Genomic DNA, 26,989 nt, shown 5'->3' with positions numbered 1-26,989 from the left:
GAAACCATGGCCGACGCCCCTGCCGGCAAGGTGACCTTCGTCGGTGCCGGCCCCGGCGCCGCCGACCTGCTGACGTTCCGTGCCGCGCGCGCGATCGCCGAGGCCGACGTCGTGATCTGGGCGGCCAGCCTGGTCCAGGCGGAGGTTCTGGAGCACGCCCGCGCGGGCGCGGAGATCCTCGACTCGGCGACCATGTCCCTGGAGGACGTCGTCGCCGTGTACGAGCGGGCCCTCGCCGAGGGACTCAGGGTCGCCCGTATCCACTCCGGCGACCCCGCCCTGTGGGGCGGCACCCAGGAGCAGCTCGACCGGTGCGACCGGATCGGTATCGCCACCGAGGTGATCCCCGGCGTCTCCGCGTTCTCCGCCGTCGCCGCGCTCGCCCGGCGCGAGCTGACCATCCCGGAGGTCGCGCAGTCCGTCGTGCTCACGCGGCTCGGCGGCGGCAAGACGCCGATGCCGCCCGGCGAGGAGGTACGGGAGTTCGCCAAGCACGGGACCACCATGGCGATCTTCCTGTCGGCGGCCCGTAGTGGGCAGCTCGTGCGGGAGCTGCTCGAAGGCGGCTATCCGACCGCCACTCCCGTCGTCGTCGCCTACCAGGCCACCTGGCCCGAGGAGCTCATCGTGCGGTGCACGATCGAGACGCTGGAGGAGACCGTCAAGGAGCACAAGCTCTGGAAGCACACCCTCTTCCTCGTCGGCCCGGCGCTCGACGCCGAGGGCACCCGCTCGCACCTCTACCACCCCGGCCACTTCCACGGGTACCGCAAGGCCGACCCGGAGGCCCGCCGGGCGTTGCGTCAGCGGGGTGCGAGTACGTGATCACGGTCTTCGGTACGGGGACGGGGGCGCCGGTTCCCGCCGATGTGCTGGCCGGGGCCCGGCTGGTCGTGGGCGGCCGGCGTCATCTGGCGTCCGCGGCCGTCCCCGGGGACGTGGAGCAGGTCGTCCTCGGGCCGCTCGCGCCCGCGCTGGACGTCATCGAGCGGCATCTGGACAAGCAGGACCGGGTGGTCGTGCTGGCCTCCGGCGACCCCGGGTTCTTCGGGATCGTGCGGGTGCTGGCCGAGCGGTTCGGGGCCGAGCGGCTCGATGTCCGTGCCGGGGTCTCCTCCGTCGCCGCCGCCTTCGCGCGCGCCGGGCTGCCGTGGGACGACGCCGTGGTGGTCAGCGCACACGGCAGGGACCTTCGTACGGCCGTCAACGTGTGCCGGGCGCGGCCCAAGGTCGCCGTGCTGACCGGGCCGGGGGCCGGGCCCGCGGAGATCGGGGCCGCGCTCAGGGCCGACGACCGGGTCCTCGTCGTGGCGTCCGCTCTCGGGTCGCGGAAGGAGCGTGTCGAGCGGGTCACGCCCGCCGAGGCCGCGGCCCGGGACTGGGGGACGGCGGTGAGCGTGGTGCTGTGTCTGGACGAGGCGCGGGCGCTCGGTGCCCTGCGGACGGTCGCCGGGGCCGCGTCCGGGCCCGCGGGGTGGGCCCTGGACGAGGGCGAGTTCACCCATCGCGACTCGATGATCACCAAGTTCGAGGTGCGGGCGCTGGCGCTGGCCCGGCTCGGTCCGCGGCTCGGCGATCTGGTCTGGGACGTCGGCGCGGGCTCCGGGTCCGTGGCCGTGGAGTGCGCGCGGCTCGGGGCCGCCGTCGTCGCGGTCGAGAAGACCCGGGACGGTATCGAGCGGATCCGCGCCAACGCGGCGGCGCACGGTGTCGACGTACGGGCCGTGCACGGGGCCGCGCCGACCGTGCTGTCCGATCTCGACGACCCGGACGCCGTGTTCATCGGCGGCGGGGGGCGTGAGCTGCCCGCCATCGTCACGGCGTGTGCGCGACGGGCCCGGCGGACGGTCGTGGTCGCGATGGCGGCGCTCGACCGGGTGCCGCGGGTGCGCGAGGCGCTCACCGGTGCCGGGTTCAGCTGTGACGGGGTGCTGTTGCAGTCCTCGCGGCTCGCGCCGCTGCCGGGTGAGGTGACCCGGCTGGCGGCCACCAATCCTGTTTTTCTGTTGTGGGGGGTCCGAATCCCCGTCCCTGAAGAAGGAGTTGCTCTGTGATCGGCCTCATTTCCGCCACCTCGGCGGGCGCGGCTGCGCGGGACCGGCTGGCCGCGGCGTGGCCGGAGCGGACGCGTGTGTACGAGGGTCCCGTCGGGGATGCCGTACGGGCCGCGTTCGCGGAGTGCGGGCAGCTCGTGTGTTTCCTCGCCACGGGTGCTGTGGTGCGGCTGGTCGCGCCGCTGCTCGGCGACAAGACGTCGGACCCGGGTGTGGTGTGCGTCGACGAGGGCGGGCGGTTCGCCGTGTCGCTGGTCGGCGGGCATGGCGGTGGCGCCAATGAACTCGCCCGTGAGGTCGGGGAGTTGCTGGGCGCGGAGCCCGTGGTGACGACGGCCACGGATGCCGTGGGACTGCCGGGCCTGGACATGCTCGGGTTCCCGGTGGAGGGCGATGTCGCCGCCGTGTCGCGGGCGCTGCTCGACGGTGAACCGGTCGCTCTCAAGGCGGAGTTGACGTGGCCGCTGCCCGCGCTGAAGGCCACCGGGGAGGAGGGTGAGTACCTGGTCCGTCTCACCGACCGGCTCGTCGAGGCCGGCGAGCGCGAGGTCGTGCTGCGGCCGCCGTCCCTCGTCGTCGGGGTCGGCGCCTCGAAGGGGGCGCCGGTGGACGAGGTGCTGGGCCTGATCGAGAACGTGTTGCGGGACGCCGGATTGTCGGCCGCCTCGGTCGCCGAACTGGCCACCGTGGACGCCAAGTCCGAGGAGCCCGGCATCGTCGGGGCGGCTCAGCGGCTCGGCGTGCCCCTGGTGACGTACTCCGCCGAGGAGCTGGCGTCCGTCGAGGTCCCGAACCCCTCGGACGCGCCCCTCGCCGCCGTGGGCACGCCGTCGGTGGCGGAGGCCGCCGCGCTCGTCCGGGGCGGCGAACTTCTCGTCCCCAAGCGGAAGTCGGAGCGTGCGGACGGGCTGCCGGCGATGGCGACCTGTGCCGTCGTACGGCGTCCCGCGCGCGGCCGGCTCGCGGTCGTCGGGCTCGGCCCCGGCGCCCGGGACCTGCTCACGCCCCGCGCGAAGGCGGAGTTGCGGCGGGCTTCGGTGCTCGTCGGGCTTGACCAGTACGTCGACCAGATCCGCGATCTGCTGCGGCCCGGCACCCGGATCCTGGAGTCGGGGCTGGGGGCCGAGGAGGAGCGGGCGCGGACCGCTGTGGCGGAGGCCCGCAAGGGGCAGGCCGTCGCGCTGATCGGCAGCGGGGACGCAGGCGTGTACGCCATGGCCTCCCCCGCGCTCGCCGAGGCGTCCGACGACATCGACGTGATCGGCGTACCGGGTGTGACCGCCGCGCTCGCCGCGGCAGCCATTCTCGGCGCGCCCCTCGGTCACGACCACGTCTCCATCAGCCTCTCCGACCTCCACACACCCTGGGAGGTCATCGAGCGGCGGGTGCGCGCGGCGGCCGAGGCGGACATCGTGGTCACCTTCTACAACCCCCGCTCGCGCGGCCGGGACTGGCAGCTGCCGAAGGCGCTCGCGATCCTCGCCGAGCACCGGGAGCCGACGACGCCGGTGGGTGTCGTACGGAACGCGTCGCGGCCGGACGAGTCCGGTCGTCTCACGTCGCTGGGCTCCCTGGACCCGGCGACGGTCGACATGATGACAGTGGTGACCGTGGGCAACACGGCGACCCGTGACATCGCGGGACGCATGGTGACGCCGCGCGGCTACCGCTGGCAGACGGCAGAGGAGGGAGCCCGGTGATCCGTGAGGTCCATCCGATCGAGGTGGAGTCCTACCGGCGGCTGCGCGCCCGCCTGGACACCTCGCACTTCCCGCCGCTGACCCGGTCAGTGGTCGAGAGGGTCATCCACTCCGCCGCCGACCTGGAGTACGCGAGCGATCTCGTCATGGTCGAGGGCGAGCTGGAGAAGGCCCACGCGGCCCTGCACGGCGGTGCGCCCGTCGTCGTGGACGTGGAGATGGTCGCGGCCGGCATCACCCGGCGCGAGACCGTCTGCCGGCTGAGGGACGCCGTGGCCGGTGCGGGGCTGACCCGTTCCGCGCACGCCATCCGGCTCGCCTACGAGCAGGTCGGACCCGGCGCCCTGTGGGTCATCGGCAACGCGCCCACCGCGCTGGAGGAGCTGCTGACCCTGAACGCCGCCCCGGCACTCGTCATCGGTCTGCCCGTCGGCTTCGTCGGCGCGGTCGAGTCCAAGGCCGCGCTGCGCGAGAGCGGGCTGCCCGCCGTGAGCAACGTGTCCGAGAAGGGCGGCTCCGCGGTCGCCTCTGCCGCGCTCAACGCCCTGCTGTACCACCCCGTTTCGTCTTCCGAGGAGAAATCGTGACCACCCCCCAGCCCGCCCTGCTCATCGCCGGACATGGCACCCGGGACGAGGCCGGAGCCGAGGCGTTCCGCGACTTCGTACGGGAGCTGGGGCACCGTAACCCCGATCTGCCCGTCGCGGGCGGCTTCATCGAGCTGTCCCCGCCGCCGTTGGGCGAGGCCGTCGCCGAGCTGGTGGAGCGGGGTGTACGACGGTTCGCCGCCGTTCCGCTGATGCTGGTGTCCGCCGGGCACGCCAAGGGCGACATTCCGGCGGCGCTGGCCCGCGAGAAGGAGCGGCACCCCGGCATCTCGTACACCTACGGCCGTCCGCTGGGCCCGCACCCGGCGCTGCTGTCGGTGCTGGAGCGGCGGCTGGACGAGGCACTCGGCTCCGGCGAGCGCTCCCCCGGCGACCGTTCGGACATGACCGTGCTGCTCGTCGGGCGCGGCTCGACCGACCCGGACGCCAACGCCGAGGTGTACAAGGCGGCCCGGCTGCTGTGGGAGGGGCGCGGGTACGCGGGTGTGGAGACGGCGTTCGTGTCGCTGGCGGCGCCGGACGTGCCGAGCGGGCTCGACCGCTGTGTGAAGCTGGGCGCGCGGCGGATCGTCGTGCTCCCCTACTTCCTGTTCACCGGCATCCTCCCGGAGCGGGTCCGGCAGCAGACCGAGGGCTGGGCGGCAGCGCACGCGGAGGTCGAGGTGCGCTCGGCGGACGTCATCGGTCCGGAGCCGGAGCTCCTCGACCTGGTGATGGAGCGATACCGGGAGGCCCTCGAGGGCGATCTGCGGATGAACTGCGACTCGTGCGTGTACCGCATCGCCCTGCCGGGCTTCGAGAACAAGGTCGGTCTGCCGCAGCAGCCGCACTTCCACCCCGACGACGACGGCCACCATCACCACCACGGACACCACCATGGCACCCACTCACATGCGCACTGACAAGGAGGGGGCGGCGGCGCACGACCTCCGCCACCACGGCGACGCCGAGGTCCGCGACGACGGGGCCCGGCTCACCGACCTCGCCGTGAACGTCCGCGCGAACACGCCCCCGGCGTGGCTGCGGGAGCGGATCGCCGAGTCGCTGACCGGCCTGGCCGCCTACCCGGACGGCCGGGACGCGCGGGCGGCGGTGGCGGCCCGGCACGGCCTCCCGGCGGGCCGCGTCCTGCTGACGGCGGGCGCGGCCGAGGCCTTCGTGCTGCTCGCCCGCGCCCTGAATGCCCGTCAGCCGCTCGTCGTGCACCCGCAGTTCACGGAGCCGGAGGCGGCGCTGCGGGACGCGGGCCACACGGTCGACCGGTTGCTGCTGCGCCAGGAGGACGGCTTCCGCCTGGACCCGGCGGCCGTCCCGGCGGGCGCGGACCTGGTGGTGATCGGCAACCCGACCAACCCCACGTCCGTCCTGCACCCGGCCGACACCATCGCCCGACTGGCCCGTCCAGGGCGGACGTTGGTGGTGGACGAGGCGTTCATGGACGCGGTGCCGGGCGAGCGGGAGGCGCTGGCGGGCCGCACGGACATCCCGGGCCTGGTCGTCCTGCGCAGCCTGACGAAGACCTGGGGCCTGGCGGGCCTGCGCATCGGCTACGTCCTGGCCGCCCCGGAGACCATCGCGGAACTCGAACGCGCCCAGCCCCTGTGGCCGGTGTCCACGCCGGCGCTCGCGGCGGCGCAGGCCTGCGTCGAGCCACGAGCCCTGGCCGAGGCGGCCCACGCGGCCCACCGCATCGCCGCCGACCGCTCCCATCTCGTCGCCGGACTACGGGAGTTCGCCCCGGACGGACTGACGGTGGCCGAACCGGCGGAGGGCCCCTTCGTGCTCGTACGGCTGCCCCGTGCGGCCGCCGTACGCCGGCATCTGCGCGACCTCGGTTTCGCGGTGCGGCGCGGGGACACGTTCCCGGGTCTGGACGAGGAGTGGCTGCGGCTGGCGGTGCGGGACCGGCAGACGGTCAACTCGTTCCTCCAGGCGCTGGATCAGGCGATGGTCCTGGCGACGTACTGATCCGCTCCCGGGTGCCGTCCGGGAAGCGGATGTCGATGGCGCCCTCGTCGTCGACGGTGACGCTCGCGCCGGTGGTGCGGGCGTCGCCCTTGGTCAGGACGACAAGGGTGACCAGGAGCGGGCCGGTGCCTTCGAGGACGGGGGTCGCGGAGTGGCGTCCGTAGGCGTTGGCGTCGAGGGCGCGGACGACCGTGCCCTCGGCGTCGCTCCAGCCGTACAGGGCGACGAGGGCGCTGGTGAGGCCGTCGGTGCGGCGGGCGAGGGCGTGGCCGGGGCCGGTCTGCGCGCGGGGTGCCGCGGTGTCGTCGGCGACGGCCCAACCTCCTTCGCGCACCCGGGAGTTGCCGGGGACGCGGTGGACCCGTACTTCCCACGGTCCGTGCACGACGCTCACCGTCTCGATCCCCGTGGTCTGGCGGGAGGCGGCGCGTCGGCCCTCGACGCCCAGGGGGTGGATGCGCCCCCGTTCGGACGGTGTCCCGTCCGGGCCGAGGAGGGAGATGTGGTTGTCGGGCCCGCTCGGTGTGTCCGGGGCGGTGGCACTGGAGTAGGCGAGCTTGGCGTAGTGCGGGCTGTCCTCGTCCGTGGCCGGTGGGGGCGGGAGGCGGTCGCTGCCGTGGTTGACGAGCCGGACGATCCCGTCGGCCGCCGTGGAGTGCAGCAGCCAGCCCGGGGCGGGCAGGGCGAGGGTGGAGTCGGCGGTGTCGACGGGGCCGGGTTCCTCGGTGGCCGTCCACACGGGGTGGGTCTGCGGCAGGAGGAGGCCGAGGAAGGCCTTGCTCGCCCAGTACGGGGAGGCGGGGCCCGAGTAGCGCTGGGTGACGGGGAGGAAGGGCCGGTACCAGCCGAGGCTGAGCAGGCCGTTTTCATCGGGTGCGCCTCGCTCGGCGAAGTGCTTCAGGGTGCCGGAGGCCAGGCGCCGGGTGCGGCCGGGCGGCAGCGGGGTGGCGTCGGCGAGGGCGCCGGCCCAGAGGGGGGCGGCCGCGGCGAAGCGGTAGGTGAGGGAGCGGCCCTGGTGGACGGGGGCGCCGTCCGAACCGAAGAAGTACTGGTGGGCGGTGAGGAATTCACGCAGGCGGGTGCGGTGTCGGGCGACGGTGCCGGCGTCCGCACGGGGGCCGGCGATCCGCGCCCACAGCACCGGGTACAGGTGCAGCGCCCAGGCGTTGTAGTAGTCGAACTTCTTGCCTTCACCGTCGGTGTACCAGCCCCCGCCCCGGTACCAGTCGTCCAGCCTGGCCAGCCCGGCGTCGATCTCGCCACGGCTGTGCGGGGCGCCGACGGAGGCGAGGAACTCCTCCGTGATGACCTGGAAGAGCCGCCAGTTGGAGTCGTTGGCGACGGCACCAACGAAGTGGCCCAGCCAGTCGGTGACTTGACCTCGTACGGTGTCATCCAGCTGATCCCAGAGCCAGGGCCGCGACTCGTGCAGGGCGATGGCGATCGAGGCGGCCTCGACCATCGGCTGCCCCCGGTCGGTGATGGGCGGCCAGCGCTCGTCGCCGTACGGATCGGTACCGGCGGCCAGCCCGGCCGCGTACCGCTCGATGAGGGCAGGGTCGACCCGGCCCTCGGCGCCCGCGACACGGAACGCGGCGAGCAGAAAGGACCGGGCGAACCCTTCGAGTCCGTCGGACCAGGGGCCGGAGTGGCTGGGAGGCCCGGGGAGCCGGTATTGGGCGTAGTTCGGGGAGGCGTAGGGAAGCAGGCCGTCGAGGAGCCGGTCGGCGAGGGCTTCCCAGTGGGCGCGGGTCCAGCCGGTGAGGGGAGACAGTTCTGGGTTCTGGGGCGGGAGGTCGGAAAGATGCGTCGGGTCGTCAGGAAGCGACACGTACGGCGCGGTCATGCGGGGTGGTCCTCCGAACGTCGGTACATAGGTGCCCTAGGGGCGCGGGGCTGTGTCGATTTGCGGCTACCGCCGCGTGGGCGCGACCAGCCACAACGCACCCGCAGCCTCACGACGGCCGATCCGGCGGTGCGACACTGCGGCGCACAACGATGTGCGTGCCCAGCAGGTGATGGCTCCCGGCCGCACTGTCCGGATCCCGCAGAGCGATCCGCACGGCGGCCCGCCCCAACTCCTCGGCAGGCGTACGGACAGTGGTCAGCGGCGGATTGAAGTCCTCGGCGAGCGGGATGTCGTTGTAACCCACGACGGAAATGTCGTCCGGCACCCTCAGCCCCGCGTCCGCTATCGCGCGGAGCGCCCCCGCCGCGACCATGTCGTCACCGGCCACGACAGCGGTGAACTCCCGTGTCTCCTTGAGGAGTTCGGCCATGGCCCGCAACCCCGCCGCCCGTCCGAGCCCGCAGTCGACGACACGCGCGGACTCCCCGGGCAGCCCGTGCTCGGCGAGCGCCGCACGATAACCGGCGACACGAGCATCCAGAGCCGTGTTCCCGGGCAGTCCACCGAGGAAGACGATCCGGCGATGCCCCGCCGACAACAGGTGCCCCGTGATCGCCCGCGCCCCCGCCTCGTTGTCGAACTCCACGACCAGCGCCGGGATGTCCGGATCCGGCGCCGGACGCCCGCACAGCACGAGCCGCGCCCCCGACGAGTCCAGTGCCTGCGCGTAGTGAGCCACCCGCGAGCGGTACGCGTCGTCCTCGACCACGCCACCCACCAGAATCACCAGCCGCGCCCCCTCCTCCCGCATGAGCTGCACGAACTCCATCTCCCGCTGCGGATCCCCGCCGGTGGCCCCCACGACGCACAGCCACCCCCGATCGGCGGCCTCGGCCTCGACGCCCTCGGCGACCTGGGCGTAGAAGGGGCTGGTGACCTGTCGGACGACGACCGCGGCCATCTTCCGGCCGCCCCCGACCAGCGCCCGGGCGTGCGCGTTGGCGACATAGTCGAGGTCACGCGCGGCACGCAGCACACGGGCCCGGGTCGCGGGCGGCACCGGATGGTTCCCGCTGAGCGCACGCGACGCCGTCGCCGTCGAGACACCCGCCCGCTCGGCGACCTCGCGGATCGTGACCCGTCCCTTGCCTGTCATACCGGTCATGCCGTTCCCCATCCCCCGCGCCTCTCGCTCCACCGGCGGAGCGTCACGTATTGGCCGCATAGTCCTTCGCGAACTCCTCGGCCATTCTGTCGCCGCCCCGCGATCGCCACTTCTTCACGGCCGCGTCCCACTCCGACAGCGAGATCCGTCCGGCGACGATCCCGGTGACCGTGTCGTCGAGCATCGCCTTGAGTGTGGTCCCCTGAGCGTTCTTCGTGCGGGACTGGAGTCCGTACGAGGCGTTGCGGACGGCATGCGGCACAGTCTGCTGCTGCCAGGCGTGCAGGGCCCGTACGGCGTCCGGCATCCCCGGCACGAACAGCACCTGAGGGCCTTCGGCGAGGTACTTCAGCGGCAGGTTGGTGTTGTTCTCGACCTCGCCGAGCTTGGTGGGCTGCGGGGAGCCGTCCTTGCCGCGGGTGAAGTGGGTGCCCTCGACGCCGTAGTGGACGAGCTCCCACTCCTTGCTGCCGAAGGGGGCGGCGAGGTAGTCGAGGATGCGCAGGAGCAGCTCGACGCGTTCCTTCTTCGCCTTCTTCAGGACGGTGTAGCCGAATGAGCGACGGGCGGCGACGATCCCGCCGGTGGTGCCGTCGACGCTGTACGGGAGGGCGGCGGCCGGGGTCAACTTGCCCTGGCTCTCACGATACTTGGGGAGGTAGGCGCCGAAGCCGTCCTGCATGGAGCCGACGGTGCCGTTGTAGTAGAGGGTCGTCAGGTCGATCTGGGAGATGGAGGTCGCGTCCGGGTGGTACGCGCCTCCCTTGCGCAGTCCGGCCTGGAAGGCGATCGCGGCCTTGAAGCGTTCGTCGGCCCAACCCGGCTGGAACGCACCGGACTTGGTGACGGCCCACTCCTGGGGCGCGTTGTGCGCGGCGGAGTGCACGGCGTTGCCGAACAGGGATCCCTGGGCGGCGCCGAGTGCGTAGGTACGGCCGCTGGTGGCCTTCTTGGCGACGGCCGCGAAGTCCTCCGACGTCCAGCCCTCCGTCATGCCGGCGTCGGTGAACATGCCCTGGTTGAGCCAGAGGGTGGAGCCGGGCAGCGGGCGTTCCAGGGGGATGCCGTAGACACGGCCGCCGATGCGGCCCATGTCGCGCCAGGCGTGGGTGGGGATGTTGGCGAGGTTGGGGTAGTCGGCGATGGCCGCACCCGAGAGGAACGGGGTGAGGTCCTCGGCCCTGCGCTGCACGAACTCGGCCTCACGGGGCAGGACGAACCCGGAGAACATGTTGATGATGTCCGGCAGGCTGTCGGGATCGCCCGCCATCACCGTCGCCATCTTCTTCTGGTAGTCGGCCTGGGAGATGATCGTGTACTCGATCTTCACGCCGAGGGCCTTCTCGACAGCCGCCCAGAACTGGTTGGCGGAGGCCGGCTTGGGCGGCGTACCGAAGGACACCGACATGACCTTGACCGTGGAACCGTCGCCCGGGGTGCGGGCGACGGACTTCACCAACTCGGCGGGGTAGGCGGTGTATCCGGCCTGGACGCCGGCGTCGGTGGGGGCCAGGTCGGGCTTGGGACCGGTGGCGGGCCGGTACGACGGCCAGGGGGCGAGCTTCTTGCCGGCGTTGGAGACGTCGCTGTCGCCGGAGCCGGTGGAACAGGCCGTCAGTACGCCCGGTACGGCGACGGCGGCCATGGAGCCGAGCAGGGTGCGACGGGACATGCGGGGCATGGGTGAATCACCTCGTGTCAGCTTGTGGGAGCTTGCGTCAGCTCTTGATGGCGCCGGTGAGCACGCCCTTGGTGAAGTACTTCTGCAGGAAGGGGTAGACGAGCAGGATCGGCACGGTGGCGATCACCAGGACCGCCATCTGCACGGTCTGCGGCGCGGTGACCGAGCCCTCGCCGGTGGTCGCGTCGGTGAGTCCGGAGCCGGCCACCACATAGGTGCGCAGCACCTGCTGGAGCGGCCAGTGATCGCTCTCCAGATAGAGCGAGGCGTAGAACCAGGAGTTCCAGTAGGCCACCGCGTAGAACAGTCCCACGACCGCCAGCGCGGCCTTGGACAGCGGCAGTACGACGGAGAAGAGCACCCGCCAGTCCCCCGCGCCGTCCAGACGCGCGGCCTCGTACAGCTCCTCGGGGATGCCCTGGAAGAAGCCGCGCAGGACGACGAGGTTGAAGACGTTCACGAGGACCGGCAGGACGAGCGAGGCGTAACTGTCCAGCAGGCCGAGCTCCTTGACCAGCAGGAAGCTCGGGATCATGCCGGGCGGGAAGAGGAACGTGAACAGGACGAGCAGCAGGACGGGCCTGCCGCCGAAGACGCCGGGGCGGGACAGGGCGTAGGCGAGGGTGACCGTGCAGGCGAGGCTGAGCAGGGTGCCGACGATCGTGACGCCGGCGCTGACGCCGAGGGCGTGGGTGACGATGCCGCCGTCGAGGATGTCGCGGTAGGCGTCGAGCGAGGGCTCGGTCGGCCAGAGCACCCAGCCGCCGTTGGCCACGACCTCGTCGGTGGAGGCGAGTGAGGTCGAGACGATGACGAGGAACGGGACGCAGACCAGGAGGACGACGGCCACGAGGGCGAGGCCCTTGGCTGCCTGGGTCAGCGGCTTCGGCTTCTCCATCCAGCCGGGCCGTACATGGCTGCTCACTTGTAGACCCCCTGTTCGCCGAGGCGGTGGGCGACCTTGTTGGCGGCGTAGACGAGGAGGGCGCCGACGACGCCCTTGAACAGGCCCGCGGCGGCGGCGAATCCGTAGTCGCCGCCGACGATGCCCTGGTAGTAGACGAAGGTGTCGATGATCTCGGCGGCCTCCGGGCCGACCGCGTCGCGCTGGAGCAGCATCTGCTCGAAGCCGACGGAGAGGATCTCGCCGAGCCGCATGATCAGCAGCAGCACGATCACCGGGCGGATGGCGGGCAGCGTGACGTGCCAGAAGCGCCGCCAGGGGCCGGCGCCGTCGATCGCGGCGGCCTCGTACTGCTGCTCGTCGACCTGGGCGAGGGCGGCGAGGAAGATGATCGTGCCCCAGCCGGCGTCCTTCCAGATGACCTGGGCGACGACGAGCGGCTTGAAGGCGTCGGGGTTGCCGATGATGTCGACGGTGTGCAGGCCCATGCCGTCCAGGCCGGAGTTGAGCAGCCCGGTGTCGCCGAGGAGCTGCTGGAAGAGGGCGACGACGATCACCCACGAGATGAAGTGGGGGAGATACGCCACCGACTGCACGAACCGGCGGACGCTGCTCCAGGTGAGGCTGTGCAGGAGCAGGGCGAGGGCGAGCGGCACGGGGAAGAAGAAGACCAGCTGGAGGACGGAGATCCAGAGGGTGTTGAGGACCGAGTCCCAGAACGCCGCGTCCTCGAACATCCGCTGGAAGTTGCCCAGTCCGACCCAGGGGCTGCCCCAGATGCCGTCGAAGGGGACGTACTCCTTGAAGGCGATGACGTTGCCGACGAGGGCGCCGTAGTGGAAGAGCAGGAAGTAGGCGAGGCCGGGCAGCATGAGCAGGACCAGGGATCGTGAGGCCCTGCCCTGAAAACCTTTTCGCCGTCGGGGCGCACCGCCGGATCGACGGCGCGCCTCCTTCACCTCCTCGGTACCTGCACGTTCCCGTAGTACAGCGGCCACGGGTCCCCCTCACGTCTCGAAGTCGGAGCGAGAGGAAGTTAAAACGTTTTCATTGGTCGGTCAACAGCTCTGGCAGAGAAAGGCTGTTGACTTTGGGGACCCCGGGATCAGTTCCGGGCGCGGCGGGCGACTGCGACCGCTCCCCCGCCGGCGAGGAGCAGGGCGAGGGCGCCGCCCACGATGTACGGGGTCGTCGAGCTGCCGCCTGTCTCGGCCAAACCGGCCTCGGCGGGGGCGCCTTGGGGCTCCACTTCTCCCGCGGGAGTGGTCGCGGCGGCGGGTGCGGCCGGGGCCTCACAGGTGGCCTTCGCCAGCGTCAGGGTTCCCTCGACCTCGGCCACGTTGAGTTTCAACGGGTTGATGGAGACGGTGAGTTCGAGGGCGGTGGCGGCTGCCGTGTCCGTGGTGGTCTCGGTCCTGGAGAGGTCGAGACGGACCTCGCCGACGCCGGGCACCTTGACCTCGGTCGGGCCGCCGGCGGTGAGCGTGACCTTCTTGCCGAGGACGGTGACCGAGCCCAGCAGGTTGGAGGTGGCGGTCGGGGTCCTGCCCGCCTCGCACGTCGCCTTGGAGGTGACCGTGCCGAGCTCGATGAGCGAGAGCAGGGGCAGGCCGGGGACATGGAGCTTGGCGTGGGCGAGGGTGGTGGAGGCCTCGGCCTTGGCGTCGGTCACGTCCGCCTTCGCCGACGCCACCTGTGCGTCGAGGACGCTGAAGGCCTTTCCGCCGTCGACGCCGTTCAACTGGGCGCTCAGCGCGGTCTTCTCGGCGCTCTGCGGCGCCTGCACTTCGTTGAGGGAGACCGCGAGCGGGACGTTCACGGTCTTGTTGAGCAGGGACACGTCGAGCCCGGTACGCAGGACGACGGCGCTCGCACGCCCTTCGTCACCGGTCGCGTGCGCGGAGCCGGCGCCGGCCAGGACCGCGGGACCTGCGGCCAGGGCCATGGCCGTCGCGACGGTCGCGAGACGGCGTGCGGGCATGCGGAAGTTCTTGCCGTTCAAGGTGGGGACCCCTCAGAGGAGACTTGCTCGGGACCCGGCAAGAATTACGTACTCAGAGTGAACAGTCAGCAGTCCGGCGGGACTTCACCCCAACGTGGTGTTTCCGTGAACCTTTTCGAATCGTGCGGCACGGGTGTTCCTCGAAGTCACCCCTGGACCCCCATGTGTGCGAGCGCTCCCGTTGACGCGCCGGTCCGAGAGCTGGAGTGCACAACGAAGCAGGGCGACTTTCGGTCACGCTCCGTCAACGACGCGCCCGTTCAGCACGACCCGTCGCGGCGCCGCCAGTACGCGTACATCGACCCGCGGGTCCTCGTCGTACACCACGAGGTCGGCCGCGGCTCCCTCCTCCAGGCCCGGGCGTCCCAGCCACTCGCGGGCAGCCCAGGTCGTCGCCGCGAGGGCCTCGGTCGGGGGGATGCCCGCCTTGGTCAGTTCCGCGACCTCGGCCGCGACCAGGCCGTGGGGCAGGGTGCCGCCGGCGTCGGTGCCGACGTAGACCGGGATGCCGGCGTCGTAAGCGCTGCGGACCGTGTCGTAGCGGCGTTCGTGGAGGCGGCGGATGTGGGCCGACCAGCGGGGGAACCTGGACTCGCCGCCCTCGGCCAGTCTCGGGAACGTGGCGATGTTGACCAGTGTCGGGACGATCGCCACGCCGCGGTCGGCGAAGAGGGGGATCAGGTCGTCGGTGAGGCCCGTGGCGTGTTCGATGCAGTCGATGCCCGACTCGACCAGGTCTCGCAGCGATGACTCCGCGAAGCAGTGGGCCGTCACCCTCGCACCCAGGCGGTGGGCCTCGGCGATCGCCGCCTGCGCCGCGTCGCGCGGCCAGCTGGGGGCCAGGTCGCCGACTTCGCGGTCGATCCAGTCACCGACGAGTTTGACCCAGCCGTCGCCCCGGCGGGCCTCCTGGGCGACGTACGCGACCAGGTCGTCCGGTTCGATCTCGTGGGCGTAGCCGCGGATGTAGCGGCGGGTGCGGGCGATGTGGCGGCCGGCGCGGATGATCTTTGGCAGGTCTTCGCGGGCGTCCGTCCAGCGGGTGTCCGAGGGGGAGCCGGCGTCGCGGATCAGCAGGGTGCCGGCGTCCCGGTCGGTGAGGGCCTGCGCTTCGGCTACGTCGGTGTCGACCGGGCCGTGCGGGCCCAGGCCCACGTGGCAGTGCGCGTCCACCAGGCCGGGGAGGGTCCAGCCCTCGACGGTGCGGATGTCCTGGGCGCCGAGGGGGCGGTCGTAGGTGATGCGGCCGTCGATGATCCAGAGTTCGTCTCGGACGTCCTCTGGGCCTACGAGAACTCGGCCCTTTACGTGCAGCACCACCTGATCACTCATGTACCGCACGATATGCGCTTGGCTCGACGGGTTGTTCTTGGACTGCGGCCCGGTGGGGGGCTTGTCGCGCAGTTCCCCGCGCCCCTTACGGGGCGCTGTCCTCCTCCTCGACATCAGCCATCGCCGGGTCCAGTAGCCGCGACAGGAAATGCCGCGTCCGCTCATGGCTGGGACTGCTGATGACCTGGGCCGGGGTGCCGTCCTCCACGATCACCCCGCCGTCCATGAAGACCACCCTGTCCGCGACCTCCTTCGCGAACGTCATCTCGTGCGTGACGACCATCATCGTCATGCCCTCCTGGGCCAGCATCCGCATCACCGCGAGCACGTCCCCCACCAGCTCCGGGTCCAGTGCCGACGTCGGCTCGTCGAAGAGCATCACCTCGGGGCCCATCGACAGCGAACGGGCGATCGCGACCCGCTGCTGCTGGCCGCCGGAGAGGGAGGCCGGGTAGGCGTTCGCCTTCTCGGACAGGCCCACCCGCTCCAGGTTCTCGGCGGCCACCTTCGCCGCCTGCGCCTTGTCCCGCCTGAGCACCCTGCGCTGGGGCAGCGTGAGGTTCTCGGTGACGGTGAGGTGCGGGAAGAGGTTGAACTGCTGGAAGACCATGCCGATACGGCGGCGTACGGCGTCGATGTCGACATCGGGGTCGGTGAGTTCGGTGCCGCCGACGAAGACCTGGCCCTTGGTGGGCTGTTCCAGGAGGTTCACGCACCGCAGCAGCGTGGACTTGCCGGAGCCGGAGGGGCCGATGACGCAGACGACGTCGCCCTGGCCGATCTCCAGGTCGATACCCCTGAGGACCTCGTTGTCGCCGAACGACTTGTGCAGGCCGCGGACTTCGATTTCCGGTCGGCTCATTTCACGGCCTCCTGGGCCTTCGCCTCCATACGGCGCACGACGAAGCCGAGCGGGATCGTCACCAGCAGATAGCACAGGCCGGCGACGAGGATCGGCGTGGAGTTGGCGGTCGTACTGGCCAGATCACGGCCGTACTTGGACAGTTCGCGCTCCTCCAGGGTGACGCCGAGGAAGAGGACCAGCGAGGAGTCCTTGAAGAGCAGGACGAGTTCGTTGGTCAGCGGCGGAAGGATGATCCGGAACGCCTGCGGGATGATGATCGAGATCATGGCCCGCGCGGGCGAGAAGCCCAGTGAACGGGCCGCCTCCATCTGCCCCTTGGGCACCGCCTGGATGCCCGCGCGGATCGTCTCCGCCATGTACGCGGCCGCCACCAGGCCGAGCGCGAGGGCGACCTTGCCGTAGGTGCCGCCGGGGATCTCGGTCCCCGGGAAGGCCAGTGGTACCGCCACGCCGATGAAGATGAAGATCAGCAGGGCGGGCAGGCCGCGGAAGATCTCGATGTACACGCCGGCGAACCAGCGGTACGGGCCCACCGACGACAGCCGCATCAACGCTATGACCATGCCGAGGACGAGCCCGAACGCGAAGCCGGACAGCGTGTAGAGCACGGTGTTCTTCAGCGCGAGCGTGATGACGTCCGGGAACATCTGCTCGGCGATGTCCCACTGCGCGAACTGGTTCTTGAGCCGGCCCCAGTCGGCCGACGCCGCGAAGGCGACGACGGCCGCGACGAACACGACGTACTGGGCGCCGCGCGACAGACTGCGCTTCTGACTGCGGGTCAGGCCCTTTTTGCGAGGCTGGAGTTGTGCGTCGGGGCTCGTCATGAGGCGGACGGGGACGCGGAGGCCGCGGACTCGTCGTAGGGGCCGATCCACTTCTCGTACAGCGTCTTGTACGTGCCGTCGGACTTGGCCTCGGCGAGGGCCTTGTTGATGGCGGCGAGCAGCTTGGTGTTGCCCTTCTTGACCGTGAAGCCGTACTCCTCACCGGTGTTGATCTGCTCGGCGACCTGGAAGGCGTCGGCGTTGGCCTTGGTCTTCAGCCAGCCCTGGACGACCGGGTAGTCGATGACGACGGCCTTGACCTGGCCGGAGCGCAGACCGTTGAGGACGGCGTCGGAGGACTCGAAGGAGACCGGGTCCAGGCCCTGGCTCTTGGCGTAGTCCTCGCCGGTGGTCTGCGCCTGGGCGCCGATCGCGACCTTCTCGGACTTGGCGTCGGCGAGCGACGTGATGCCGCTTCCCTTGTCGACGAGGAGGGCCTGGGTGGCTTCGAAGTACGGGTCCGAGAAGTCGACGTTCTTCTTGCGCTCCTCGGTGATGGTCATGCCGGCGGCCGCGAGGTCGCACTCGCCGGAGTTGAGGAACGCACCGGTCTTGAAGTTCTCGAACGGCGTGTCGAGGATCTCCTGCTTCACGCCGAGGTTCTTGGCGGCGAGGTCGATCAGCGACACGTCGAAGCCCTGCACCTTGCCGTCGATCTCCGACTGGAAGGGCGGGTACGGAAGGTGGGTGCAGGTGGTGAGCTGCCCCGCCTTGACGAGCTCGACACCGCCGGCGGCGGTCTTGGTGCCGCTGCCGCCGTCGTCGTCCGAGGAGCAGCCGGCCACGAGCACGAGCCCGGCCGTCGCGGTGGTGGCGGCCAGGATGCGGGCCCGACGCCCGAGGATCGTCTGCACGGGGAAGCCTCCTGTGAGGGAACTGTCTGTTCCGGATATCGGGTTCCGATTATAAGGAGAAGTTTGAGACCCTCAAATCAAACTGATGGTTATAGGGCCGTCTGACCTAAGAAGTCGGTGGCGGGGCGGGGTGTCCAGGGTGCCGGTTACCCTCGATTCGTTGATCCCGTGAGTGAAGAGAGCACCACTGTGACGCACCCCTTCCTGGACCTGGCCCCGCTCAGCGCGGCGCACTTCGCGTCGATCGAGGACCGCGTGGCGCGGCTGCTGAGCACCTCGCAGGATGTCGTGATCATGCAGGGAGAGGCGTTGCTGCCGCTGGAGGGGGCGATCCGCGCGACCGCGGGTCCCGGCACCGTGGCGCTGAACGTGATCACCGGGCCGTACGGGCAGACCTTCGGGGACTGGCTGCGGGACTGCGGGGCCACCGTGATCGATCTGGCGGTGCCGTTCCACACGGCGGTGACCGCGGAGCAGATCCGGGAGGCCTTCGCCGAGCATCCGTCGATCGACTTCGTCTCGCTGGTGCATGCGGAGGCGGCGACGGGCAACACCAACCCGGTCGCGGAGATCGGGGAGGTGGTGCGGTCGCACGGTGCGCTGTTCTATCTGGACGCCGTCGCCTCGATCGGGGCGGAGCCGGTGCTGCCGGACGCGTGGGGTGTCGACCTGTGTGTGATCGGGGCGCAGAAGGCGATGGGCGGGCCCGCGGGTGTTTCGGCGGTTTCGGTGAGCTCCCGGGCGTGGGCCCGGATGGCGGCGAACCCGCAGGCGCCGCGACGGTCGTACCTCTCGCTGCTGGACTGGAAGGAGCGGTGGGTCGACGGCGGACGCAAGGCGTTGCTGCACGCGCCGGCCCAGCTGGAGATGCTGGCGCTTCAGGCCTGCGTCGAGCGGATCGAGTCGGTCGGGCTCGACACGGTGATGGCTCGCCACGCGTCGGCGGCCGCGGCGACCCGGGCGGGGGTCGTGGCCCTGGGGGGCGGGCTGGAGCCGTACGTGTACGAGGCCCGGGACGCGGCGCCGGTCGCCACGACCCTGCGGGCGCCGGCGGGGGTGGTGGCGTCGGAGCTGGTGTCTCGGGCGCTGGCATCGGATCCGGCGCTGCCGCTGGCCGCGGGTGGGGGCGCGCTGGCCAAGGAGATGATCCGGGTCAACCACTACGGGGCGGATGCGACGCCGGGGGCCGTGCGGGCGAGCCTTGCGGCGCTGGGGGCCGCGTTGAGCGAGCAGGGGCTGGATGTGGAGGTGGAGGGGGCACTGCGGGCTGTGGGGGACAGTTGGCCGTAGCTGTTCGGGCGGGGGCCGGGTTTCCTCCCCCCCGCCGCCCCTACCCGTCCCATCCCCAGGGGCTCCGCCCCTTCGACCCCACCGGGGCTCCGCCCCAGACCCCGATCGGCCCCGAAAGGGCCTCGTCCTCGAACGCCGGACGGGCTGGAAGGCACGTACCGACTGTCGTACCCCCGTGCCATGCTCCCCCCATGACCACCAACACATCCCTCACCCTGCCCGACGGCCGCCCCGTCCCCCTCCTCACCGGCGGTGAACTCCCCATGCTGGAGAGCTGGTTGGCCTTTCATCGGGCCACGTTGGAGTTGAAGTGCGCGGGGCTGGACGATGAGCAGGTGCGGCGCCCTTCTGCCGAGCCGTCCGGGCTCACGCTGCTCGGGCTGGTGCAGCATCTTGCCGAGGTCGAGCGGAACTGGTTCCAGCGGGTGGTCGCGGGGCTTGATGTGCCGCCCGTGTTCGGTGAGGCGACCGGGTACCGCCTCGATCCCGCCCGCACGCTCGAGGACGCGCTCGATGTCTGGCGGCGGGAGATCGCCCGGGGACGCGAGATCGTCGCCGGGCGGTCGCTCGACGACACCGGGCGGGTCATGGAGGGGCCCGCTCCCGGGATGGAGGTGAGTCTGCGGTGGGTGTTCATCCACATGATTGAGGAGTACGCCCGGCACAACGGGCATGCCGACATCTTGCGGGAACGAATCGACGGGGTGACCGGAGCCTAATTCAGGGGCAATTCTGGAATTCATTCCAGAGCAGTTTCCCGTCTTCTCCTGCCCGCTTTCTCCCATCCTAAACGCAAAGATTCTGCGAACGCCAACCGGATGAATTCGGGCAGATCTCATGGGGATTACATGGCTGTGACGCGTTACACATCGTGGGTTGTTTGTGCCTTTTGGCGGGGATAAAAGCACCCATACCTCGCACCTTTCACGCGTCCGCCCGCGTGATAACACATGCACCGCCGACCCGTAACCCCTCTCGGCGATGCAATTTTTAATTTCCCTGGGTAAATTCAATTCGCATGACTGCCGCACAAGCAGACACGACAGCAGAACTGCAAATCGACCGTCCGTCCATCGCGGACGGTGCCGCGTTGTGGCGGATTGCGAGGGACTCCAAGGTCCTCGACCTGAACTCGTCGTACAGCTATCTGCTGTGGTGTCGCGACTTCGCCGCGACGTCGGCCGTCGCGCGGGACGAGCGCGGGGAGCCGGTCGGCTTCGTCACCGGTTACCTGCGGCCGGACCGTCCGCGCACCCTGCTCGTCTGGCAGGTGGCGGTGGACGAGGCGCACCGCGGGCGCGGGCTCGCCGGGGCGCTGCTGGACGCACTCGCCGTGCGGGCCTCGGCCGAGCAGCGGATCACCGCCGTCGAGACCACCATCACGCCCGGCAACACCGCCTCCGAGCGGCTGTTCGGCGCCTTCGCCGAGCGTCATGACGCCGACCTGGAGCGTGAAGTGCTCTTCGATGCCGCTCTGTTCCCCGACGGGCCGCACGAACCCGAAGTCCTGTACCGCATCGGCCCCCTCTCCCTCTGACGACCCGAGACGACCCGAACGCACTCCCCCACGCATCGAGGAGCGATTCTTCGTGACCATCACCCAGCCCGACCTCAGTGTCTTCGAGACTCTCGAGTCCGAGGTGCGCAGCTACTGCCGCGGCTGGCCCACCGTCTTCGACCGCGCGCAGGGCAGCCGCATGTACGACGAGGACGGCCACGAGTACCTGGACTTCTTCGCGGGCGCCGGATCCCTGAACTACGGGCACAACAACCCCGTCCTGAAACGGGCGTTGATCGACTACCTGGAGCGGGACGGCGTCACGCACGGGCTCGACATGTCCACCACCGCGAAGCGGGCCTTCCTGCAGACCTTCCAGGACGTCGTCCTGCGGCCGCGCGACCTGCCGTACAAGGTCATGTTCCCCGGCCCGACCGGCACCAACGCCGTCGAGTCCGCGCTCAAGCTCGCGCGGAAGGTCAAGGGACGCGAGGCCATCGTCTCGTTCACCAACGCCTTCCACGGGATGTCGCTCGGGTCGCTCGCCGTCACCGGCAACGCCTTCAAGCGGGCCGGCGCCGGGATACCGCTCGTGCACGGCACGCCGATGCCGTTCGACAACTACTTCGACGGCACGGTCGCGGACTTCCTGTGGTTCGAGCGGCTCCTGGAGGACCAGGGCTCCGGACTCAACAAGCCGGCCGCCGTGATCGTCGAGACCGTGCAGGGCGAGGGCGGCATCAACGTGGCCCGCAAGGAGTGGCTGCAGGCGCTCGCCGAGCTGTGCGAGCGGCAGGACATGCTGCTCATCGTCGACGACATCCAGATGGGGTGCGGACGTACGGGGGCCTTCTTCTCGTTCGAGGAGGCCGGCATCACGCCCGACATCGTCACCGTGTCCAAGTCGATCAGCGGCTACGGCCTTCCCATGTCCCTCTGCCTGTTCAAGCCGGAGCTGGACATCTGGGAGCCGGGCGAGCACAACGGCACCTTCCGCGGCAACAACCCCGCCTTCGTCACCGCCACCGCCGCCCTGGAGACGTACTGGGCGGACGGTTCCGCGATGGAGAAGCAGACCCGCAAGCGCGGTGAGCAGATCGAGCAGGCCCTCATCTCCATCACCGAGGAGAACCTCGCCGATGTGAAGGAGTACCGGGGGCGCGGGCTGGTGTGGGGCCTGGAGTTCCACGACAAGGAGCGCGCCGGCCGGGTGGCGCACCGGGCCTTCGAGCTCGGGCTGCTCATCGAGACGTCGGGCCCGGAGAGCGAGGTCGTGAAGCTGCTTCCGGCGCTCACGATCACCCCCGAGGAGCTGGACGAGGGACTCAGCGTCCTGGCCCGCTCCGTACGGGAAACCGTCTGAACCACCCCCTGCACAAACCGTCTACATAGGAGGCATCGCAGCACCGTGATCGTCCGTTCGTTCAAGGAGATCGAAGGCACCGACCGGCATGTGAGGGCCGCGTCCGGCACCTGGGAGAGCAAACGCATCGTCCTCGCCAAGGAGCGGGTCGGCTTCTCGCTGCACGAGACGATCCTGTACGCGGGTACGGAGACGTCGATGTGGTACGCGAACCACATCGAGGCCGTCGTCTGCGTCGAGGGCGAGGCCGAGCTGACCGACCACGAGAGCGGGCTGACCCACTCGATCACGCCCGGGACCATGTACCTCCTGGACGGGCACGAGCGGCACACGCTGCGGGTCAAGGAGGACTTCCGCTGCATCTGTGTGTTCAACCCGCCCGTGACCGGCCGGGAGGACCACGACGACAACGGCGTCTACCCGCTGCTCACCGAACCCGAGGAGGTGTGACCGCATGACCACCGTCACCGATCTCTACCCCAGTCGCGGCGCCACCGAGGTGGCCCTCCCGCGCAAGGACCCGGTCGTCTGGTCGGCGCCCGGCACGCCGGGACCGATCGAAACGGGCGAGCTGGAGTCGTTCGAGCGCGACGGCTTCCTCGCCGTCGACCAGATCATCGGCGATGACGAAGTGGCCGTCTACCGGCAGGAGTTGGAGCGGCTCGTCACCGACCCCGCGATCCGCGCGGACGATCGGTCGATCATCGAGCCGAAGTCCAAGGAGATCCGGTCCGTCTTCGAGGTGCACCGGATCAGCGAGGTGTTCGCGCGCCTCGTGCGGGACGAGCGCGTCGTCGGGCGGGCCCGGCAGATCCTCGGCTCGGACGTGTACGTCCACCAGTCGCGGATCAACGTCAAGCCCGGGTTCGGTGCCTCCGGCTTCTACTGGCACTCGGACTTCGAGACCTGGCACGCCGAGGACGGGCTGCCGAACATGCGGACGGTGTCCGTCTCCATCGCCCTGACGGAGAACTACGACACCAACGGCGGCCTCATGATCATGCCGGGCTCGCACCGTACGTTCCTCGGCTGTGCGGGGGCCACGCCGAAGGACAACTACAAGCAGTCGCTACAGATGCAGGACGCGGGCACGCCCTCGGACGAGGCCCTGACCGCGATGGCCGGTGAGTACGGCATCAAGCTGTTCACCGGCAAGGCCGGTTCGGCGACCTGGTTCGACTGCAACTGCATGCACGGGTCCGGCGACAACATCACGCCGTTCCCGCGCAGCAACGTCTTCATCGTGTTCAACAGCGTGGAGAACGCGGCCATGGAGCCGTTCGCGGCACCGATACGCCGGCCCGAGTTCATCGGCGCGCGGGACTTCACCCCCGTGAGGTGACCTTCACAGCCACGCCAGCGACGCGGCCCGCTCCAGTACGTTCCGTACGGCGGCCGCGTCGCCCGTGGCGCCTCTACGCACCGCGTCGGATGTGAGGCGGCCGCCCACCAGCAGGCAGAAGTCGACCGGACCCAGGGTGAGTTCGGCCTGTACGGGCTCGTCCTGCGAGCCCAGTACCCATTGTTCGCCGCCGGTGACCGAGAACAGCACCGGCGCGGCGTCCGGGCCCAGGGCCAGACCGAGGATGCGGACGGCCAGGCGGACCAGCTGCCACAGGTGCGCCTCGGGCGGCGGCGGGACGGCGAGTCCGAGGGCGCGGCCGATGTCGTCGGTGTGGATCCACGCCTCGAAGGCGCGCACCACGTAGTGGTCGGCGACCGGCAGCCGTACCCCCATCAACATCACCGCGCGGGCGGCCGGTTCGGGATCAAGGGCCTCGGGCGCGGTGAGCAGCTCGTCCGCCTGTGCGGCCCAGTCGGCGACGGTCTCCTCGGGTGTACGGCCGTACTCGTGGGCGATGACCTCGGCGGTCCGCTCGTTCCAGGCCTCCCCCCAGTGGGTGTCGTGCGGGATCCGGGAGAGCGGCAGACGGGTGTCCAGGCCGAGCAGCCGTGCCAGGTGCTCGTCGGCGGCGAGGAGATGGGCGAGGGTCGCGTGCACGTCCCAGTCGTGCACGACCGGGGTGGACCAGCGGCCCTCGATCTCGGGCAGCAGCGCCTTGAGGCCGGCCACCGCCGCGGCGTACGGGGCGGCGTGCGCCGCGACCCGGGGTGCGGCCGGGCGGGTGCGCAGGGCGCCGGAGAGTATGTCGGCGGCCGGGCGACGTCCCGGGCCGTTCGACGCGGGGCCGTCGAGGAGTCGTACCGTCTCGCGCAGCCGTTCCGCCTCCGCCGCGCAGCTCTCGCACTCGGCCAGGTGCAACGCGACCGTTCTGCGGTCGGCGGGGTCCAGCGCCCCGAAGGCCCAGGCGGCCAGCAGGTCGCGTACGCCGTCGTGTTCGGTGGTCACCGGGCGCCCCCCTTTCGCGCGAGGTCTCCTGCCATCATGCGCCTCTTTCGAGCGCTGGGTCGGGCGGGTCCGTCGAATCCGCCAGAGAAGCGGCCAAGGTACGTAACGCCGTGCGCAACCGTGTCTTGGCCGTCCCCTCGGGGATGCCGAGTTCGACCGCGGCCTGCCGGTAGGTGCGGCCCGCGAAGTAGGCCAGATGCACCACCTCCCGCTGGGTCTGCGGGAGTTCGGCGAGGGCGGAGTGGAGCAGGAGGGCGCGTTCCCGGTCGACGACCGTCTCGTCGGGGCCTGGACCGGGCTCGGGGATGGCCTGGAGTGCGGAGTCGTCGGCGCCGGCGGCCTTGCGGTGCCGGGCCTCGCTGCGCACCCAGTCCACGGCCCGCCGGTGGGCGAGCATGGAGAGCCAGGTGCGCAGGGTGCCGCGGCCCGCGTCGAAGGCGTACGGCCTGCTCCACAGGTGGGCGAAGACCTCCTGCGCCACGTCCTCGGCGGCGCCCGGACTGCGGGTGACCCGGACGGCGATCCGCCGCACCAGGCCGCCGTACGCCTCGTACGCCTCGGTCAGCGCGGACTCGTCGCCGTACACCAGCCGCCTGTGCAGCTCCGTGTCGACGGGAGGCCGCACGGACGTATCGCCCGCCTGTTCCACCGGCACCACCACCCCTGGTGCCTTCCTAGCGTTCTCGCCGGGCCCGCGCCAGCGGTTCACGACAACAGGCCATGGCCAATGGTTCGCGCGCCGTAGGTCAGATGGACAGGGCGTCCAGAAGGCGGTCGACGTCCGCGGCGGTGTTGTAGAGGTGGAAGGCGGCACGCAGATTGCCCGCGCGGTCGGAGACCTCGATGCCCGCCGCGCTCAACGCGGGCTGTTTCGCGCCGAGTCCGGGGACGGAGACGATCGCCGAGCCGGGGGCCGGCACGGGGTCGTGGCCGAGGGTGGCGAGTCCTGCGCGGAAGCGGTCGGCAAGGGCCAGGTCGTGGACGTGGATGGCGGCGACGCCGAGTTCCTCGATCAGGGAGAGGGAGGCGCGCAGGCCGGCGTAGCTGAACAGGGCGGGGCTGATGTCGAACCGGCGGGCGGAGTGGGCGAGTTCGGCGATCGGGCCGTAGCAGCTGTTCCAGGGGATCTCGCCCGCGACCCAGCCGGCCAGCAGGGGAGTCAGGGCGCCGAAGTCCTCCGGGACCACCAGGAAGGCGGCGCCGTGCGGGCCGAGCAGCCATTTGAAGCCGGTCGACACGGTGTAGTCGTGCTCGGTCGCGTCCATGGCCAGCCATCCGGCGGCCTGTGAGAAGTCGACGTACGTCCGGGCCTCGTGCGCCCGGGCGGCCTGGCGCAGCGCGGGCAGATCCGCGATACGGCCGTCGGCGGACTGGGCGGCGCTGACCGCGACGAGGGCGGTCTCCGGGCGGACGGACTCGGCGAGCCGTTCCAGGGGGACGATGCGGACCTTGAGGTCGCCTCGGGCATGGAAGGGGTTCACGACGGACGTGAAGTCGTCCTCCGCGGTGAGAACTTCGGCGCCCGCGGGAAGCGAGGCCGCGACCAGACCGGAGTAGGTGGAGACGGAGGTGCCGGCCGCCACCCGGTGCGTCGGCACGGCGGCCAGGCGGGCGAAGGTCGCGCGAGCCGTCTCCACGTCGTCGAACAGCGGGTCCAGTGGCCTGCCCTCGGCCCGGATCCTCGCGGCCTGCGTCAGGGCGGTCACGGCGCGGGCGGGGAGCAGACCGCTGGACGCGGTGTTCAGAAAGGTGTTCTTCGGGGCGAACTCGGTACGGACGAGGCTCTCGAAGGTCTCCATGCGTCCACTGTGGAGCCGCTCGAAGCATTAGTCCATCGCGATTTTTTACGTGGTTCCCCTAAGGAACCCTTATGGGTCTGTCCCGACCTGCGCCGTCTCAGTGCTGCTGCGGTACCGCGCATCCGTCCGGGCCGCAGGCCTCCGCGCCGTCGTCCTCGATCAGCGTCAGCGGCGGGCGCTCGCCCCAGGCCTGGGTCAGCGCCTGGGTGAAGACCTCGACGGGCTGGGCGCCGGAGACGCCGAACTTGCGGTCGAGGACGAAGAACGGCACGCCGTTCGCGCCGAGTTCGGCGGCCTCGCGCTCGTCGGCGCGGACGTCGTCGGCGTACGCCTTCGGGTCGGCGAGGACCTTGCGGGCGTCGTCCGCCTCCAGGCCCGCGGCGACGGCGAGCTCCACGAGCCGCTCGTCCCCCTCGGAGAACACGGACCGCTCCTCGGCGAAGTTGGCCTTGTAGAAGAGCTGAATGAGCCGGTCCTGCTTGCCCTGCGCCTTGGCCAGGTGGAGCAGGCGGTGCATGTCGAAGGTGTTGCCGTGGTCACGGTCCCGGGTGCGGTACTCCAGGCCCTCGGCGGCGGCCTGCGTGCCGAGGTTCTCCTCGCCGGCCTTGGCCTGCGCCTCGCTCATGCCGTACTTCTTGGTCAGCATCTTGATCACCGGCTGGACGTCGCCCTTGTCGCGCCCCGGGTCCAGCTCGAAGGAGCGGTGGACCACCTCGACCTGGCCACGGTGCGGGAAGGCCTCGAGCGCCTTCTCGAAGCGGGCCTTGCCCACGTAGCACCAGGGGCAGGCGATGTCGCTCCAGATCTCGACGCGCATGTCTTCGGCTCTTTCCAGCTCGCACGGGTACGGAGACGGCCTCCGGTTAATGGGTGAACGTTC

The 26,989-nt window shown here is 70.8% G+C and carries 26 protein-coding genes; 12 read left to right on the top strand and 14 right to left on the bottom strand.

Translation table 11 applies throughout. The annotated features are described in order from the left end of the window. Positions 1-6: 6 nt before the first annotated feature. Genes cobM through cobC form a run of 6 tightly spaced genes read left to right on the top strand, consistent with a single transcriptional unit; the run spans position 7 to position 6,330 of the window. A complete protein-coding gene (gene cobM / locus TN53_RS07925; protein ID WP_046257690.1) occupies positions 7-825 on the top strand; it encodes a precorrin-4 C(11)-methyltransferase in 819 nt (272 codons plus the stop codon). Further along, positions 822-2,054, top strand: a complete 1,233-nt coding sequence (locus TN53_RS07920; protein ID WP_046257689.1) for a bifunctional cobalt-precorrin-7 (C(5))-methyltransferase/cobalt-precorrin-6B (C(15))-methyltransferase — start codon at positions 822-824, stop codon at positions 2,052-2,054. Before cobM ends, TN53_RS07920 begins: the two co-directional genes overlap by 4 nt. Then, positions 2,051-3,754: a precorrin-3B C(17)-methyltransferase gene (cobJ, locus tag TN53_RS07915; RefSeq protein ID WP_046257688.1), complete on the top strand. Its 1,704-nt coding sequence runs from the start codon at positions 2,051-2,053 to the stop codon at positions 3,752-3,754. Before TN53_RS07920 ends, cobJ begins: the two co-directional genes overlap by 4 nt. Beyond that, positions 3,751-4,341, top strand: a complete 591-nt coding sequence (locus tag TN53_RS07910; protein ID WP_046257687.1) for a precorrin-8X methylmutase — start codon at positions 3,751-3,753, stop codon at positions 4,339-4,341. The genes cobJ and TN53_RS07910 overlap by 4 nt, the downstream gene beginning before the upstream one ends. Further along, positions 4,338-5,264 (top strand): sirohydrochlorin chelatase, encoded by a 927-nt coding sequence (locus TN53_RS07905; protein ID WP_046257686.1) that lies wholly within the window; start codon positions 4,338-4,340, stop codon positions 5,262-5,264. The genes TN53_RS07910 and TN53_RS07905 overlap by 4 nt, the downstream gene beginning before the upstream one ends. Next, a complete protein-coding gene (gene cobC / locus TN53_RS07900) occupies positions 5,254-6,330 on the top strand; it encodes an Rv2231c family pyridoxal phosphate-dependent protein CobC (RefSeq protein ID WP_046257685.1) in 1,077 nt (358 codons plus the stop codon). Before TN53_RS07905 ends, cobC begins: the two co-directional genes overlap by 11 nt. Here the strand turns inward: cobC and TN53_RS07895 are convergent. The 10 genes from TN53_RS07895 to TN53_RS07850 form a co-directional block, all read right to left on the bottom strand. After that, positions 6,278-8,176, bottom strand: coding sequence for a DUF2264 domain-containing protein (locus TN53_RS07895; protein WP_046257684.1), 1,899 nt, complete (start codon positions 8,174-8,176; stop codon positions 6,278-6,280). The two genes, cobC and TN53_RS07895, sit on opposite strands and share 53 nt — an antisense overlap. A gap of 109 nt (positions 8,177-8,285) precedes the next feature. After that, positions 8,286-9,335: a LacI family DNA-binding transcriptional regulator gene (locus TN53_RS07890; RefSeq protein ID WP_046257778.1), complete on the bottom strand. Its 1,050-nt coding sequence runs from the start codon at positions 9,333-9,335 to the stop codon at positions 8,286-8,288. 52 nt (positions 9,336-9,387) lie between these two features. Next, positions 9,388-11,025: an extracellular solute-binding protein gene (locus tag TN53_RS07885; protein WP_046257683.1), complete on the bottom strand. Its 1,638-nt coding sequence runs from the start codon at positions 11,023-11,025 to the stop codon at positions 9,388-9,390. 37 nt (positions 11,026-11,062) lie between these two features. After that, entirely contained in the window at positions 11,063-11,950 is an 888-nt protein-coding gene (locus tag TN53_RS07880; protein WP_046257682.1) for a carbohydrate ABC transporter permease, read from the bottom strand. Beyond that, positions 11,947-12,801, bottom strand: a complete 855-nt coding sequence (locus tag TN53_RS07875) for an ABC transporter permease (protein ID WP_046257681.1) — start codon at positions 12,799-12,801, stop codon at positions 11,947-11,949. The genes TN53_RS07880 and TN53_RS07875 overlap by 4 nt, the downstream gene beginning before the upstream one ends. A gap of 233 nt (positions 12,802-13,034) precedes the next feature. Then, entirely contained in the window at positions 13,035-13,931 is an 897-nt protein-coding gene (locus tag TN53_RS07870) for an SCO1860 family LAETG-anchored protein (protein WP_046257680.1), read from the bottom strand. A gap of 234 nt (positions 13,932-14,165) precedes the next feature. After that, positions 14,166-15,263: an amidohydrolase family protein gene (locus tag TN53_RS07865; protein ID WP_046257679.1), complete on the bottom strand. Its 1,098-nt coding sequence runs from the start codon at positions 15,261-15,263 to the stop codon at positions 14,166-14,168. Between the two features lie 85 nt (positions 15,264-15,348). Beyond that, on the bottom strand, positions 15,349-16,125 hold the full coding sequence (locus TN53_RS07860) for an amino acid ABC transporter ATP-binding protein (protein ID WP_046257678.1): 777 nt from the start codon (positions 16,123-16,125) through the stop codon (positions 15,349-15,351). Continuing rightward, a complete protein-coding gene (locus TN53_RS07855) occupies positions 16,122-16,955 on the bottom strand; it encodes an amino acid ABC transporter permease (RefSeq protein ID WP_046257677.1) in 834 nt (277 codons plus the stop codon). Before TN53_RS07855 ends, TN53_RS07860 begins: the two co-directional genes overlap by 4 nt. Continuing rightward, on the bottom strand, positions 16,952-17,809 hold the full coding sequence (locus TN53_RS07850; RefSeq protein ID WP_046257676.1) for a transporter substrate-binding domain-containing protein: 858 nt from the start codon (positions 17,807-17,809) through the stop codon (positions 16,952-16,954). The genes TN53_RS07855 and TN53_RS07850 overlap by 4 nt, the downstream gene beginning before the upstream one ends. A 189-nt stretch (positions 17,810-17,998) precedes the next feature. Here TN53_RS07850 and TN53_RS07845 point away from each other — a divergent pair, with 189 nt between their 5' ends. From TN53_RS07845 to thpD, 6 genes are all read left to right on the top strand, one after another. Continuing rightward, a complete protein-coding gene (locus tag TN53_RS07845; RefSeq protein WP_046257675.1) occupies positions 17,999-19,099 on the top strand; it encodes a pyridoxal-phosphate-dependent aminotransferase family protein in 1,101 nt (366 codons plus the stop codon). A 191-nt stretch (positions 19,100-19,290) separates the two neighbouring features. After that, positions 19,291-19,818: a DinB family protein gene (locus TN53_RS07840; RefSeq protein ID WP_046257674.1), complete on the top strand. Its 528-nt coding sequence runs from the start codon at positions 19,291-19,293 to the stop codon at positions 19,816-19,818. A gap of 299 nt (positions 19,819-20,117) precedes the next feature. Continuing rightward, complete coding sequence (gene ectA, locus TN53_RS07835) at positions 20,118-20,636, top strand: diaminobutyrate acetyltransferase (protein WP_046257673.1); 519 nt, start codon at positions 20,118-20,120, stop codon at positions 20,634-20,636. 52 nt (positions 20,637-20,688) lie between these two features. Continuing rightward, on the top strand, positions 20,689-21,960 hold the full coding sequence (ectB, locus tag TN53_RS07830; RefSeq protein ID WP_046257672.1) for a diaminobutyrate--2-oxoglutarate transaminase: 1,272 nt from the start codon (positions 20,689-20,691) through the stop codon (positions 21,958-21,960). A gap of 45 nt (positions 21,961-22,005) precedes the next feature. After that, complete coding sequence (locus TN53_RS07825) at positions 22,006-22,410, top strand: ectoine synthase (RefSeq protein ID WP_046257671.1); 405 nt, start codon at positions 22,006-22,008, stop codon at positions 22,408-22,410. A gap of 4 nt (positions 22,411-22,414) precedes the next feature. Next, positions 22,415-23,302 (top strand): ectoine hydroxylase, encoded by an 888-nt coding sequence (thpD, locus tag TN53_RS07820; RefSeq protein WP_046257670.1) that lies wholly within the window; start codon positions 22,415-22,417, stop codon positions 23,300-23,302. Positions 23,303-23,305: 3 nt separating this feature from the next. Here the strand turns inward: thpD and TN53_RS07815 are convergent, their stop codons facing one another. The 4 genes from TN53_RS07815 to TN53_RS07800 all read right to left on the bottom strand — a co-directional run bounded on the left by TN53_RS07815 (position 23,306) and on the right by TN53_RS07800 (position 26,926). Further along, a complete protein-coding gene (locus tag TN53_RS07815) occupies positions 23,306-24,310 on the bottom strand; it encodes a maleylpyruvate isomerase family mycothiol-dependent enzyme (RefSeq protein ID WP_046257669.1) in 1,005 nt (334 codons plus the stop codon). Positions 24,311-24,344: 34 nt separating this feature from the next. Then, on the bottom strand, positions 24,345-24,971 hold the full coding sequence (locus tag TN53_RS07810) for an RNA polymerase sigma factor (RefSeq protein ID WP_046257668.1): 627 nt from the start codon (positions 24,969-24,971) through the stop codon (positions 24,345-24,347). A gap of 85 nt (positions 24,972-25,056) precedes the next feature. Beyond that, a complete protein-coding gene (locus tag TN53_RS07805; RefSeq protein ID WP_046257667.1) occupies positions 25,057-26,109 on the bottom strand; it encodes an aminotransferase class V-fold PLP-dependent enzyme in 1,053 nt (350 codons plus the stop codon). A gap of 97 nt (positions 26,110-26,206) precedes the next feature. Beyond that, positions 26,207-26,926: a DsbA family oxidoreductase gene (locus TN53_RS07800; RefSeq protein ID WP_046257666.1), complete on the bottom strand. Its 720-nt coding sequence runs from the start codon at positions 26,924-26,926 to the stop codon at positions 26,207-26,209. Between the last annotated feature and the right edge of the window lie 63 nt (positions 26,927-26,989).

This window comes from Streptomyces sp. WM6386, assembly GCF_000972385.1.
GTDB lineage: Bacteria > Actinomycetota > Actinomycetes > Streptomycetales > Streptomycetaceae > Streptomyces.
The sequence above is the reverse complement of the archived record's forward strand: the minus strand, read 5'-3'. Positions and strand labels throughout refer to the sequence as shown.

What these genes read in the sequence shown, in the direction of transcription:
- cobM (WP_046257690.1), top strand. Translation starts at nt 7, where the DNA reads ATGGCCGACGCCCCTGCCGGCAAGGTGACCTTCGTCGGTGCCGGCCCC.
- cobC (WP_046257685.1), top strand. Translation starts at nt 5,254, where the DNA reads ATGCGCACTGACAAGGAGGGGGCGGCGGCGCACGACCTCCGCCACCAC.
- TN53_RS07895 (WP_046257684.1), bottom strand. Translation starts at nt 8,176, where the DNA reads ATGACCGCGCCGTACGTGTCGCTTCCTGACGACCCGACGCATCTTTCC.
- TN53_RS07890 (WP_046257778.1), bottom strand. Translation starts at nt 9,335, where the DNA reads ATGACAGGCAAGGGACGGGTCACGATCCGCGAGGTCGCCGAGCGGGCG.
- TN53_RS07885 (WP_046257683.1), bottom strand. Translation starts at nt 11,025, where the DNA reads ATGCCCCGCATGTCCCGTCGCACCCTGCTCGGCTCCATGGCCGCCGTC.
- TN53_RS07875 (WP_046257681.1), bottom strand. Translation starts at nt 12,801, where the DNA reads ATGCTGCCCGGCCTCGCCTACTTCCTGCTCTTCCACTACGGCGCCCTC.
- TN53_RS07865 (WP_046257679.1), bottom strand. Translation starts at nt 15,263, where the DNA reads ATGAGTGATCAGGTGGTGCTGCACGTAAAGGGCCGAGTTCTCGTAGGC.
- TN53_RS07860 (WP_046257678.1), bottom strand. Translation starts at nt 16,125, where the DNA reads ATGAGCCGACCGGAAATCGAAGTCCGCGGCCTGCACAAGTCGTTCGGC.
- TN53_RS07855 (WP_046257677.1), bottom strand. Translation starts at nt 16,955, where the DNA reads ATGACGAGCCCCGACGCACAACTCCAGCCTCGCAAAAAGGGCCTGACC.
- TN53_RS07840 (WP_046257674.1), top strand. Translation starts at nt 19,291, where the DNA reads ATGACCACCAACACATCCCTCACCCTGCCCGACGGCCGCCCCGTCCCC.
- ectA (WP_046257673.1), top strand. Translation starts at nt 20,118, where the DNA reads ATGACTGCCGCACAAGCAGACACGACAGCAGAACTGCAAATCGACCGT.
- thpD (WP_046257670.1), top strand. Translation starts at nt 22,415, where the DNA reads ATGACCACCGTCACCGATCTCTACCCCAGTCGCGGCGCCACCGAGGTG.
- TN53_RS07805 (WP_046257667.1), bottom strand. Translation starts at nt 26,109, where the DNA reads ATGGAGACCTTCGAGAGCCTCGTCCGTACCGAGTTCGCCCCGAAGAAC.
- TN53_RS07800 (WP_046257666.1), bottom strand. Translation starts at nt 26,926, where the DNA reads ATGCGCGTCGAGATCTGGAGCGACATCGCCTGCCCCTGGTGCTACGTG.